Annotated in this window: 10 protein-coding genes; 1 reads left to right on the top strand and 9 read right to left on the bottom strand. The window is 49.7% G+C overall.

Annotated elements, in window-relative coordinates; translation table 11 throughout:
• Position 1: 1 nt before the first annotated feature.
• The 9 genes from M3630_RS25875 to M3630_RS25835 are packed head-to-tail and all read right to left on the bottom strand — an operon-like array spanning position 2 to position 11,150.
• Positions 2 to 868: a hypothetical protein gene (locus tag M3630_RS25875; protein ID WP_251253992.1), complete on the bottom strand. Its 867-nt coding sequence runs from the start codon at positions 866 to 868 to the stop codon at positions 2 to 4.
• A gap of 47 nt (positions 869 to 915) precedes the next feature.
• A complete protein-coding gene (gene glmU / locus M3630_RS25870; protein WP_237900227.1) occupies positions 916 to 1,938 on the bottom strand; it encodes a bifunctional UDP-N-acetylglucosamine diphosphorylase/glucosamine-1-phosphate N-acetyltransferase GlmU in 1,023 nt (340 codons plus the stop codon).
• Positions 1,935 to 2,141: a hypothetical protein gene (locus M3630_RS25865; RefSeq protein WP_173608891.1), complete on the bottom strand. Its 207-nt coding sequence runs from the start codon at positions 2,139 to 2,141 to the stop codon at positions 1,935 to 1,937. Before M3630_RS25865 ends, glmU begins: the two co-directional genes overlap by 4 nt.
• Positions 2,142 to 2,198: 57 nt before the next feature.
• A complete protein-coding gene (glmS, locus tag M3630_RS25860; RefSeq protein ID WP_232774682.1) occupies positions 2,199 to 4,031 on the bottom strand; it encodes a glutamine--fructose-6-phosphate transaminase (isomerizing) in 1,833 nt (610 codons plus the stop codon).
• A 44-nt stretch (positions 4,032 to 4,075) separates the two neighbouring features.
• Positions 4,076 to 5,437 carry a nucleotide sugar dehydrogenase gene (locus M3630_RS25855; protein WP_251253991.1) on the bottom strand — a complete coding sequence of 454 codons (1,362 nt, stop codon included), beginning with the start codon at positions 5,435 to 5,437 and terminating at the stop codon, positions 4,076 to 4,078.
• Positions 5,438 to 5,467: 30 nt separating this feature from the next.
• Complete coding sequence (locus M3630_RS25850) at positions 5,468 to 6,259, bottom strand: response regulator transcription factor (protein WP_221867548.1); 792 nt, start codon at positions 6,257 to 6,259, stop codon at positions 5,468 to 5,470.
• Complete coding sequence (locus tag M3630_RS25845) at positions 6,256 to 7,698, bottom strand: glycosyltransferase family 2 protein (RefSeq protein WP_173608895.1); 1,443 nt, start codon at positions 7,696 to 7,698, stop codon at positions 6,256 to 6,258. The genes M3630_RS25850 and M3630_RS25845 overlap by 4 nt, the downstream gene beginning before the upstream one ends.
• A 17-nt stretch (positions 7,699 to 7,715) precedes the next feature.
• The gene (locus M3630_RS25840; RefSeq protein ID WP_251253990.1) at positions 7,716 to 8,906 is read right to left on the bottom strand and encodes a HEAT repeat domain-containing protein; all 1,191 of its coding nucleotides are present in this window, start codon (positions 8,904 to 8,906) and stop codon (positions 7,716 to 7,718) included.
• Positions 8,907 to 8,927: 21 nt separating this feature from the next.
• Complete coding sequence (locus M3630_RS25835; RefSeq protein WP_251253989.1) at positions 8,928 to 11,150, bottom strand: hypothetical protein; 2,223 nt, start codon at positions 11,148 to 11,150, stop codon at positions 8,928 to 8,930.
• Between the two features lie 439 nt (positions 11,151 to 11,589).
• Between M3630_RS25835 and M3630_RS25830 the strand changes: the two genes are divergently transcribed.
• On the top strand, positions 11,590 to 12,504 hold the full coding sequence (locus tag M3630_RS25830; RefSeq protein WP_251253988.1) for an NAD(P)/FAD-dependent oxidoreductase: 915 nt from the start codon (positions 11,590 to 11,592) through the stop codon (positions 12,502 to 12,504).
• Positions 12,505 to 12,523: the final 19 nt, after the last annotated feature.

Genomic DNA, 12,523 nt, shown 5'->3' with positions numbered 1-12,523 from the left:
GTCAAAGTTGCTCCTCTCGTTGACTTGCGTGCTTCCAGCTCTCGTAATCATGGATCGCACTTCCTGCAAACGCCGGATTGTTTGACAGCTCCTCCTGTAAAATGGCCAACTGATTGTTCATCTCTTTTGTGCCTTCTTCAAAAAAGCTCACATGCGCGCCTTCCATCGTTTCCATGATGTTGACGCCTACGATGACCGACCCTTTTTTGCGTACATTGGCATCATCGACGATTTTTTCTACGATTTCGACGATCCCATTTTGCCCAAGGGCTTGATTGCGGTAGGCCATTAACGTAATACTGTCGAGACGCTGCACCATCCAGTTGCTCACTTTCTCATCACTGTCAGGAACGTTTACGGAGTCGATCCAAAAAGGCAAGTCGGCACCGACAGCGAGATCAGTATCCTTCTTTGTCTCCGCTACCAGATAGCTGACATTTTTCAGCCATTGCTGGACGATTTCCGCCTGGTCTTCCTTCCATGCAGGCAACAAATACGGCTCGATATCGACGTGAATCCCCGCGAATCGTTCATCTGGCTTGGCACTGCGATTGAACGCCTTCACCCAGGAGATGAGATCGTTGATGCTCTGTCGATTCGCTGTTAACGCCCAATTTGGGTCACCGCCAAGCGCCTCTACCTTGATGCCTGCCTGATTGGCTTTTTCAATGAAGGTACGGTACGTCTTAGGCGCAACTGCTGCTGGTTCGACGTGAAGATAGATCAGGTTGATGTCGTTTTTCTCGGCAAACTCGATCATTTCATAGGTTTGGGTCTCCATTTGCTTGGCATCCCATATCCAGGTTGCTTTTGTCAGCGGAGAGCGGGTGTTTGCCAACGACAGCATGATGATCGAAGCCACTGTCACAAGGAGCAGTGCTATCCAAAGCCAGCTATATCGACGAAGTACCTGCATCAGCGCTGGTCGATACCGTACTGTTGTGTCGTCGCTCCCACTCCAGCAAAAGCCCGCTCACCAAACGTACTGCCATCAACCGCTGAAAAGGGCTGAATTCTCGTGTAATCCTCGATGCTCTTGTTTTTGACCAGCGCGTACGGCCCGATTTGGCAGCCTTCACCAATCTGTGTGTCGCCAAGTAGGCAGGTTCCCGGATAGAGCACCGTATCGCGGCCGATCATTACGTCCGAATCGATGTATGTCGAGCTCGGGTCTATCATCGTAACTCCGTTTCGCATATGGAAATCGTTGATTCGCTTGCGCATCAGTTGTTCCAAATCTGCGAGCTGCACACGATCATTGACGCCATTGCCTTCTTCTGGATCATCCGTTGCAAACGCCGCTACCAAATGACCTTGCTCTTGCAAAAGCCCCAGAACGTCTGGCAAGTAAAACTCCCCTTGCGCGTTTTCATTTGAGACCATCGGCAGCATCGAAAACAGCTTTTGATTGTCAAAGCAAAAGATTCCGGTGCTAATCTCGTTCACCTTTTTTTGGCCCAAGGTCGCGTCTTTTTCCTCGATAATTTTACGGACATCGCCGTTCTCGTCGCGAATGATCCTGCCATAGCCTGTAGGCTCGTCCACAATGGAGGTCAAAACCGTGGCTGCTGCTTGTTTGAGCTGGTGATACTCGAGCAAACTTCGCAGCGTCTGTTCTTGTACGAGAGGTGTATCGCCATTCATGACAATCGTAACACCATCCTGCGCCCCGAGAATTTCGTGGCTCATCCAAACAGCATGAGCTGTTCCCAGTTGTTCCGGTTGATACGCATACTGAACGCGGTTTTTCAGCTGCTCTTTGACTACTTCGGCTCCGTGACCGACAACGACGACCAAGTGGCGAAGCGACAAGGCCTCCAATGTCTCTACGACATGCTCAATCATCGGCTTCCCGCAGATTGGATGCATGACCTTGTAGAGCGAAGACTTCATTCTGGTTCCTTTTCCTGCTGCGAGTACTACTGCATGTATGTTCATCCTATCGCCTCCGTCTTGGTCAGCTCCCCATTTGCAAGCTGACCCTGTTGGATTTGCTGATCGAAGTATGGTTTCAATTCATAGGTCAGTGTGTCAATCATCATGCTCAAATTAATGTCTTTCCTCTGCACGCCCAGCTGATAGGCCTGAAGCATAATCTCCAGTAATTTCTCCTGATTCAACGTCCGCTTCGAGGTGTTCATTCATCTTTCCCCCTTTTTCCTATTACTCTCTAGCCTTAATACGACTGACGTTCGTGTTTACTCAACTGTTACACTTTTGGCCAAATTCCGTGGACGATCTACGTCATTGCCGAGCGCAACCGAAGTGTAATAGGAAATGAGCTGGAGGGGGATAACGCCTAACACCGGTGTAAACAAGGCATCTGTCTGCGGAATCAGGCATACATCATCAACCGAGCGATGCAGCTCTACATGTCCATCTAAAGTAATACCGAGAACCTTTGCTCCACGGGCTTTCACTTCTGTAATATTGCTGATCATTTTCTCATGCAGCTCATCCTGTGTAGCCAAGGCAATGACTCTCGTTCCCTCTTCAATCAGCGCCAGCGTGCCGTGCTTCAGCTCCCCTGCCGCATACGCCTCCGAGTGAATATACGAGATTTCCTTCAGTTTGAGTGAGCCTTCCATCGATACTGCATGATCGAGTCCTCGTCCGATGAAAAACAGATGCTGCTCGTCCTTGATCGACTCAGCGAAATGACGAATCTCATCTGCATGCGCGAGAATATGCTCCACTTGATCAGGGAGCGCAGTCAGTTGGTCAAGCAGTGAGGCACGGGTGCCAATATCCAGTGTTCCCTTCGCTTGCGCCAAATAGATCCCGAGCAAGTAAAACGCAACCAGCTGCGAGGTATATGCCTTCGTCGAAGCAACCGCGATTTCCGGACCAGCATTTGTCGTAATTACGTCATCAGCATCACGGGCAATCGAGCTTCCGACTACATTCGTAATAGCGAGCACTGCCGAGCCGTTTCGTTTGGCTTCACGCATGGCTGCCAGTGTATCTGCTGTCTCCCCTGATTGGCTGACGGCAATCGTAAGCGTATTGGACTGAAAAAGTGGGCGACGGTAACGAAACTCCGACGCTACGTCTACTTCTACCGGAATCTGTGCCAGTCGCTCGATCACATGCTTGCCGATCAAGCCCGCATGATAAGCGGTACCGCATGCGACAATGTAGATTTTCTCCACACGCTTGGCATCCGCTTCCGATAATTGAAGAGTAGGAAAAATAACCTTTTGCTGGGTAGCATCGATTCGACCCGTCATTGTGTTGCGCAGGGCACGCGGCTGCTCGTAAATTTCCTTTTGCATATAGTGAGCAAAGCCGTCTTTTTCCGCTTGTTCCTTGTCCCACTCAATCCGCACCAGCTCACGCTCGATTGGCTCCGTCGTATCCAGACGCATGACGTGAACAGAATCTTTGGTCAAAATCGCCAGGTCTCCGTCTTCCAGAACGTACACATCACGCGTGTGCTCCAGGATCGCCGGGATATCAGAACCGATGAAATTCTCATTCTCTCCTACCCCGATAATCAACGGGCTCGCCATGCGTACTGCAATCAGCTTGTCAGGTTCATGCTCCGTCATCACGCCGAGGGCAAATGCTCCGCGAATTTTGCCAGCGACCTTCTGCACTGCCGCAACCAGGCTATTGTCGTATTCCTGCGCCAAAAGGTGCACGATGACCTCTGTATCTGTCTCCGAGGTAAACGTCACGCCTTTTTCGATCAACTCCTGCTTGAGATCCAGATAGTTTTCGATAATGCCGTTATGCACGATCGAGAACTTGCCGGATTGATCAAAATGAGGATGAGAGTTTTCATCAGAAGGTCGCCCGTGTGTCGCCCAGCGCGTATGACCAATGCCGATGGAGCCTTGCAAGCCGGACTTTTGGGTTTGGCTCTCCAGTACATCAATTCTGCCTTTTGCCTTGCGAATGCCGATGGTTGCTCCATCACAAATCGCAATGCCTGCTGAATCGTAGCCTCTGTATTCCAGCTTTCGCAGCCCATTGATTAGGATCGGCTGCGCTTCCCTGTTCCCGATATATCCCATAATTCCGCACATATCTTCGGTTCCTCCCTTGTTGCGTATACTGTTCGGACTTTGTATTATGCGAGCAAGCTGACGACTTCTTTCTCCTGCCTGATTGCGACGGAGGTTCCGATGCGATACACATTCGGATTCGTGATGCCCTCAAATGCATTTCGTGTGTCGATAATGGCCACTCCCAAATCCGCCAGCTCCTGATAGGCAAAGCATTGGTGATTCGTAATGAGCACCATGCAATCGTATGTCTTGAACGCCTCGTAGTCATTGGCGATGGAATGGACGATCTCGCCTTTTTTATTCACAAAGCTCTGCGCATACGGGTCGTAATAGTCAACCGTTGCTCCACTATTAGTGAACAGCTCGTAAATCTCCAGACCCGGTGATTCACGCAGATCATCTACTTCCGGCTTGTAGGCCATGCCGAGAATCAAGATGCGCGAGCTGTTGATCGCTTTGGCGTAAATATTGAGCACCTGTGCTGTCTTGTTTCGGACATAGTCCGGCATGTTGTCGTTAATCGATTGGGCGATCTCAATAAATTGGCTGTGAAAACGAAAGCCCTTGGCCTTCCACGACAAATACATCGGATCGAGCGGTATGCAATGCCCACCGATTCCGGGTCCCGGGTAAAACGGCATGAACCCGAAAGGCTTGGTCGATGCGGCCTTGATTACTTCCCAAACATTGATGCCCATTCTGTCGCACATCATTGCCATCTCATTCATGAAGGCAATATTGACGCTGCGGAAGGTGTTTTCCAAAAGCTTGGACATCTCCGCCACCTTTGGCGAGGAGACCGGTACGACGGTTTTGACCAGACTGCCATACAAGAGTGTGCCTAGCTCCATGCAGCGTTCTGTCGTCCCGCCGATCACCTTTGGCGTATTGTACGTACTGTATTTGCTATTGCCCGGATCGACCCTCTCCGGCGAGTAGCAGAGGAAAAAGTCGACGCCAGCCCGATAGCCCAGCTTTTCAAATTCGCGCTGGATCAGCTCCTCCGTTGTTCCCGGATAGGTTGTGCTCTCCAGCGTAATGAGCATTCCTCTTTTCATGAATCGCTTGATTTGCTCGACAACGTTTGTAATGTAAGAGGTGTCCGGGTCCTGATTGGGACTGAGTGGAGTCGGAACGCAAATGCTGATCGCATCCAGCTCCTCGATTACGCTATAATCAGTCGTCGGAAAAAAGCGATTGGTCGCGAGGCATTCCTGCAAGGTCTCATTAGAAACATCCTGGACATAAGACTCTCCTCTTTTCAGGCTCTCGATTTTTCCGCCATGCAGATCGATTCCGATTACGGTATAACCACTCTTGATCGTCTCTACCGCCAGCGGCAGCCCTACATACCCAAGCCCAATGACACCCACTCTCGCTGTCTTTCGTTGAATCTTCTGTTGCAGTTCCTCGTATCTCGCCATCCTCGTCTCTCTCCCTTTCTCTTTCTAAAATTATGAAATTAGCCTTTTCACCCTGGCTTCCAGCTCTACCGGGGAGAATGGTTTGGTAATGTAGTCAGATGCTCCCATCGCAAATGATTTTTGCACATCTTCTTCCAGACGTTTGTCTGTGAGCACCATAATCTTGCTCATAGAAGCGCTGATATCCTTGATTTTTTCCATGAGCTGGTATCCATTGAGGATAGGGAGATTCAGGTCGGTAATCACGAGATCAGGGGCGACCTCCTGATATTTTTCCATGCCATCCATCCCGTCATTGGCTACCGTAACGAGATACCCTTTGCGCTGAAAGTAGATGCTCAAAAACTCGTTGACAGTCTCATCATGGTTAACCAGCAAAATACTTGCCGGCCCCTCTTTTTGAGCGGGATTCTGCTCGTAAATCTTGATTTCCCCATGAGCACCTGGCTCTCTCATCTCTTGGATCATCCGCATCAGCATTTGACCGGACGAGCGAGAGCTTTCGGGAAAACTTGCAATCAAAAGGCTGCCTGCTAGCAGTTTGTGCTCTTGCAAATAGTCTTTGACACGCAATGCATAGAAATGGGTGTTCGAAAGCTTCTGTCCTTCCAGCAGTATTCCGAAGAGCTGCTTGTTTTTGTCATACGCGTAGTGCAAAGCAATCTCGGAGCCGTCTCCTGAACTGGTGCCCAGGTCTTGCTTGATCAGCTCCATTGACTCTTTCGTGAGGGTTTTGCAAGCCGCCAGAATAACCCCACACGCCAAATGTTTCTCTTCCATCTTGTTCAGATGCTCGTAAAAAACAGGTACGAGATTACTCATGATCTAGCCTCCAAACTTGAAATGTTTTCGCTGCTCTTCGTCTGCCAGCTCGTCCGCGTCATCGTTCCCCAGGAGTTGTTGTTGCGCAAATATTCAATATGACCGAGGAATCTCCAGATGACGCCGATTTGCCGATAGCCGAAGAACATCAGAATCGTATAGAAAAGCATTTTGACGATGTCCCGAAAACGCGGATACCGTCGAAACGCGATTTCCTCCAGCAATAAGGAGCCAATGCCAAGCAGCATGCCATACAGCACATTGAGCAAGCCATAGAGTAAGAGGACATAGCCGTTGGTCATATCCAGCAAGGTGTAACCGATGAGAGCCAATAGACCCGTGATACGGAAGTACGGATTCAGGGTTTCAAACAAAATATTGAACGGTAGCGTGAGCATCCCGAACAGCTTGTACTTGGGGCGAAACGCCATGTATCTGCCGTACTCAATCATGTTTTTCAGATTGCCTCGACCCCATCTGCGGCGTTGACTGCCCAAGATTTTGAGCGTATCCGGCGCTTGCGTCCAGCAGACCGCATCGGGGCAAAATGCCACTCGGTACGGCAGCTTGTTTTCAAGCATGTACTTGTGCAGCTTGATGATGATGTTCATGTCTTCACCCGGATACCCCTCGCGATAGCCGCCTACCTTGATGATGTAATCCTTGCGAAAAACACCGAACGCACCTGAGACGATAATCAATCCGTTGATTGCGCTCCAGCCGATTCTTCCCCCGAGAAACGCCTTGAGGTATTCGACGGATTGCATCATCGGCAAAAACTTGTCTGGCAAACGAATGTCTTTCACGACACCGTCTTCGATCTTGCAGCCGTTGGCGATGCGAATATCTCCGCCGATAGCTACGGTTTCATCCGGATTTTCCATATACACCTTCGCAATGCGAATCAGCGCGTCTTTTTCCAGCAAGGAATCTGCATCGATAGAAGCGATCAACGGATAGTGGGAGAGATTGATCCCCGCATTGAGCGAGTCAGCTTTTCCTCCGTTCTCTTTGTCAATCAAGTACAGATTCGGAAAAGCCGGATTGTGGTAGACTCCCCTGATCTTCGACGTATGCAGAAGCGGCTGCACCGGCATGTGCTCGGAATAAACCAGTGAAAACTCGTCAATCAAGACCTGCAAGGTAGCATCCTTCGATCCATCGTTGACCACAAGCACCTCGTAGCGCGGATAGTTCAAGGACAAGAGCGACCTTACGTTTTCAATAATCGTCAGTTCTTCGTTGTATGCAGGCACGAGAATCGAAATCGGCGGAACGTGCTCAGAGCCTGAAAGTGTCTGGAATCTCGAATAGATGGAGCTTTTTAAGATTCCCATGATGCTCTTGAACGAGAACAGCATGATGATGAAGTACAAAGAGTTGATCGCGATCACGTAATAGACCGCAAATACTCCGTAGTAAAGTAGAAATTCTCTCATGGCAGCCTCCTTTCGCTCTATCTTTCCAGTGCCTGAACCGTGGAGATCGTTTTGCGGTACGACTTGCGGTACAGATGCAGCTTTTCGTTGTATTGCACGAGCTTCTCTGTCGTTGTTGCTGTCGCACGCTGTAGAACCAGCTTCTCTTTTTCCAGCTCCTCCTGGATCACTTGATGAGCCATCTCACTCTTATGACTGTTTCTCTCTTCCTGCAAAATTTCACACAGGGCAGCAAAGCCTTCGACCTCTAGCTGCGCCAGACTGCGCGCACTGTGATGACGAACCCACCAGTTCGCATCGCCCACCGCTTTTTTCAGTGAGGGGATGTACGAATGCAATTTCAGTGAACCAATTGCTTTCGCTGCCATTGCCCGAATTTCCCAATCTTTGTGGTTCATAAAATCCGTGACTGTCTGCTCATTCATATAGCGGATATCCCGACTCATGAGCTTGACTGACTTAATTCGGACTTCCTTGTCAGGCGATTGAATGAGCTGGTATAGCGCAGGCTCAATGCCAGGCTGGGCATGCACCGCGTAGCCAATCAGTCCGATTTTGACCAGTTCAGGATCGGATTCTTGTAAAAACTGTGCGAAAAGCGGTGCTGTATCCACCTGCGCATCACTGATAATGTCCACGATAAGCTGGTGGACATTTTTCTTCGCTCCGACAACCCAGGTCACCATTTCCCGCAAATCTTCTGTGTTACGTGCACATTTGGCGACGGAGCGCGCAATAATAAAAACACTGGTGTCATTCGTGTTTTTTTGCAGGAGGGTGAGTAGTGCAGGTACGGCGAGCTTGGAGCGCATGATCCCCAAATTGTAGGCGGCATCCACCCTCGTCCATTTCCACCAGCCATTTAGTCTTTGCATGTCCAGCTCTACGAGTCCCATATCCTCGCATAGCCAGATCAGCTTGTCCCGATGAATTCCTGTGACTCGCTCCATCAGCTCAAACAGCTTTTTCTGAATGATTTGCTTTTCTTTTTGCGTCACATCGCCATAAGGCACTTGCAAGCGCTCGTCTTCTTCCCCGTGTGCTTGCAGGTAAACGAAGTAGTCGCGATATTTTTCCAGACAACGCATGGTCTGTTTCTCCACCGAAATGTTGCGCAGCTTCAGTGCGAACAAGACAAGCAAGCCTAGTACTGTCAATCCACATAGCGCGTACAGAAAAACAATTGCCGTCGCCAATGGTGTTTGCACGTTTGCCACTCTCCTATCCAATCAAGGCTGAGTCCCGATCTTCACCGGAGCCTCAATCTCATGGAATGCTTTTTTTAGTATGGAATAGCTCTGTTTTTTGCGTTCGTGATAGCCGACCTGCTCCCAGCCTTGCCATGAATACATCGGGAGCTTCGTCACTGCATAAGCCTTTTGTCCGACGATTTGTTTGGTCGCTGTATCCACCAGGAGCGGCAGGATGCGAATGCCTTTCGTCTTCTTCGTCGTGAAGCTTTTGCCATCATCTTCATAACTCATGACGGACAAGGAGCTCGGGTCTGTAAATCCAAGCAGCATCCACGGTACTCTCAGCTCTACCACTTTGCCCTTCGCTTGCCAGGCGGTTCGTGAGTCGTACTGCGGGTCTGCGGCATCTGTCGTTCCCCGGATTAGCTTGCCGACCTCGACTTCCTCCAACGGATAGTACTTCTTGCTGTCTGGCGGCTCCATCTCCAAGCTAACAGCTAGCTTCCACGGCTTGAAAATCCCGGAATTGTCTTTTTTCTCCTCTTCCTTGATGGCAAGCATGCCGTAGCGTTTTCCGTATAAGCGTGCATGAAAGTCGTAATTGGCGGCGATTTGAATCTGGCTCTCGTCTGCTTTTCCCAACGCGATCAACGTCTCTAGCCCCTCATCCAGCGTCAGACCAGGAAGCTGAGCCGCATGCCTGTTCCCGCCAGGAAGCGTATCAACACCCATATAGAGTTGTTGTTTTGCCGGGTCAAAGTCTTCCTTCAATTGAGCAAGAAAATAGACGTACCCTTCATCATGTGTCATCCAGATTTCGTCGATGCCCGGGACTTGAACATCAAGGCGTTGCTTCTCTTCCGGCACGAGCTGATCCCAATCCGTGCGATTCCCATCGATGGTCATCACGCCTTCTTTGTTCGGGTACATCCCGAGGACTCCGAACAGAGACTCGTTGGTCAACACGTTGATCCACAGGGAGCGTCGATCTTCCGGCAACTCAAAGCGCATCGTGTTCCATGTTTTTTTGAACCACTCGTCCTGCCACACGAATACGATTGCTCCCGCATACCCTTCCTGATGGATTTCCTGCAAAAGCTCGGCGTCGATCTCTCCCTGCTGCTTTTCTGAATGACCACCCTGATTGCGCCCCAAATTGCCCAGATGGGCGACTCCCACCGATGCTGGGACCCCGAATTCTGTCACCATGATCGGCATGTTTTTGTGATACTGCTTCAGTTGTCGTAAATACGCTTTGTACGTATCGATTTGCCCTGCATCGTTCTTCAACTGTTGCAGGGTAGTGTCGTAGCGGAAGAAATCCGGATAATACGGGTACACGTGATAGGAAGCGAAGTAGCCTGCCTCCCACTGCGCTGGCTCTATATGGGTAGGATCGACACTGACCAAATCTTCATGATGGACCGGCTCTCCCGGATGCGATAAGGGATCTGTAGTCACCCAATTGGTGAAGGTCATCGGATGCTGCCAACCGTATTTGCTCTCTTCCATTGCCACCGTATCTACCATTTCAGCAATCCATGTCTCAAAAGCGGTTGCACTCGGTGTCGCGTGGAAGTACTTCCCTTGATAGGGAGTAACTTTTTGATGCAGGCGGTTGGTGTTTTGTACCATCACGGGGTCCCACTCGGTCCCTGTGTGCCAGCCGATCAAGTATTTGCCCGCATTGGCACGGTATGTACCACTTGCCTTTCCCGGTTTTTCTGGCAGGGTGATACCCCCGTAGACAGCGCCGACTGCATCCTTGATTTCCTGTCGAAACTCCTCGCGAATCTCTGGCAAATAGGCGTCTTTCTTTTCAATCAACAGCTCCTCTGGACTCCAAATGCCCTGCATCAAATAGAGAGGGTCCCCTTCTTTTCGCCGATTGTAATCGACCAGCGCTTCATAAAAGACAGGAGAATGGATGGTATACACACGAATGACGTTCGCTCCCATCTCGTCGATCATTGCGAACCAGCGCATGTAATCCTCTCTTGTTATGGGAAGCTCACCCGGATAATGACCCGGTAGCGATGCCCCCAGATTGACGCCTTTCGCAAAAAAGGGCTGCCATTTCTGATTCTGATAGACTTCGAACAGCTCGCCATTTGCGCGAAATTTTAATTGAGCACCTGTAGTCGTCTCCATGCTTTCGACACGATCTGCTGCCCAAAACCACCAGAAGGCACTTGCCCCCATCACGATCAGCATGGTCAGGCTCATCCAGCGCCATCTTCTCTTTTTTGTTGGCTCCATTTCTCGTCAACCTCCGATATGTTGCCACGTCACAGTCATTGTAAACATAGGGAGCAAATCGTTCCCATAGACAAAATTCACTATTGTGTCTTTTTCAAATTTGTCATGAAAATGTAATGTTGGGACAGATTCACCTCCATCGTCCTACGTTTTTTGGAGGGAAGTCCTGCAACCGGGACGGTCTTCTGGCCCACATTTTTTGCCAACTAGGTACATTTACTCCTTCCTTTTTTTTCCTTTTCGCTAGTAAAAATGGTAGGTTGCTACTATTTGAAAGGCGCTGGATTTTTCCGATATAAAGGATTATTTACAAAAAGAACACAAAGTGTTTCTCGGCTTGATTCCTGGGAAGGTTCGTTTATAATAGATATTACAGGTCTATAATAGTTATTTTATTTTTATTACAGATATAAAGAATCTGCAAAGGTGGTATACAAACATGAATCAACTTATCGATGTAGGGATTATTGGCGGCGGACCAGCAGGTATGAGTGCCGCTCTCGCACTTGGCAGGGCAAGAAAAAGCGTCGTCGTTATCGATGAAGGCCGTCCACGCAATCGGGTTACACGTGAGTCACATGGCTTTCTTACGAGAGACGGCATCACTCCGGGCGAATTTCGTCGCATTGCAAGAGAGCAAATCAGCGCCTACCCCACCGTCCGTTTCGTGGAGGATACGGCTGTAACGATAACGGGACAAGATGGAAATTTCCTCATTACGACTGCACAGGGAACGAATTATCAAAGCAAAAAGCTGCTGTTCGCAGTGGGAATGAAGGATCTTCCTCTACCTGTTAACGGATTGGCAGAAGTGTATGGAAAAAGCGCTTTTGTCTGCCCTTATTGCGATGGATGGGAATTACGCGACCAGCCACTCGTCTTGATCGCCAACGGGGAAAAGGCATTGCATTTGGCAAAAATGCTGTCAGGTTGGACCAATCAATACACCATCTGCACCAATGGACCAGATGGATTCACAGAAGAACAAAGGTTGGAGCTGTTGCAGCATCGCGTTCCTGTCTATGACTCCCCGATTGAGCGAATTGTATCTATCGATGGGATGGTACAGCGCGTTGACCTTGCAGATGGCGATAGCATTTCGTGCAAGGGGATCTTTTTTGCTCCAAAACTCGCGGCTGGATCTGAGTTGCCGCAAGCATTAGGCTGCCAGGTAACGGAAGCAGGAACGGTCATCGTCGACAGCTTTGGGAAAACGAGCGTACCGGGTGTCTACAGTGCAGGCGATGCAGCTACTACACAATACCAAGTGATAACTGCTGCTGCTCTAGGTTCTGCCGCTGGAATGAGCATCAACAACGAGCTGCTTTCAGAGGCATGGAATCATCAAAGTTAGCTCCATCCCTCCTCGTTCC

This window comes from Brevibacillus sp. MER 51, assembly GCF_023714195.1.
Lineage (GTDB): Bacteria > Bacillota > Bacilli > Brevibacillales > Brevibacillaceae > Brevibacillus.
The sequence above is the reverse complement of the archived record's forward strand: the minus strand, read 5'-3'. Positions and strand labels throughout refer to the sequence as shown.

Excerpts from the sequence above, each read along its gene's own strand:
- glmU (WP_237900227.1), bottom strand. The coding sequence starts at position 1,938 with ATGAACATACATGCAGTAGTACTCGCAGCAGGAAAAGGAACCAGAATG.
- M3630_RS25865 (WP_173608891.1), bottom strand. The coding sequence starts at position 2,141 with ATGAACACCTCGAAGCGGACGTTGAATCAGGAGAAATTACTGGAGATT.
- glmS (WP_232774682.1), bottom strand. The coding sequence starts at position 4,031 with ATGTGCGGAATTATGGGATATATCGGGAACAGGGAAGCGCAGCCGATC.
- M3630_RS25855 (WP_251253991.1), bottom strand. The coding sequence starts at position 5,437 with ATGGCGAGATACGAGGAACTGCAACAGAAGATTCAACGAAAGACAGCG.
- M3630_RS25850 (WP_221867548.1), bottom strand. The coding sequence starts at position 6,259 with ATGAGTAATCTCGTACCTGTTTTTTACGAGCATCTGAACAAGATGGAA.
- M3630_RS25845 (WP_173608895.1), bottom strand. The coding sequence starts at position 7,698 with ATGAGAGAATTTCTACTTTACTACGGAGTATTTGCGGTCTATTACGTG.
- M3630_RS25835 (WP_251253989.1), bottom strand. The coding sequence starts at position 11,150 with ATGGAGCCAACAAAAAAGAGAAGATGGCGCTGGATGAGCCTGACCATG.
- M3630_RS25830 (WP_251253988.1), top strand. The coding sequence starts at position 11,590 with ATGAATCAACTTATCGATGTAGGGATTATTGGCGGCGGACCAGCAGGT.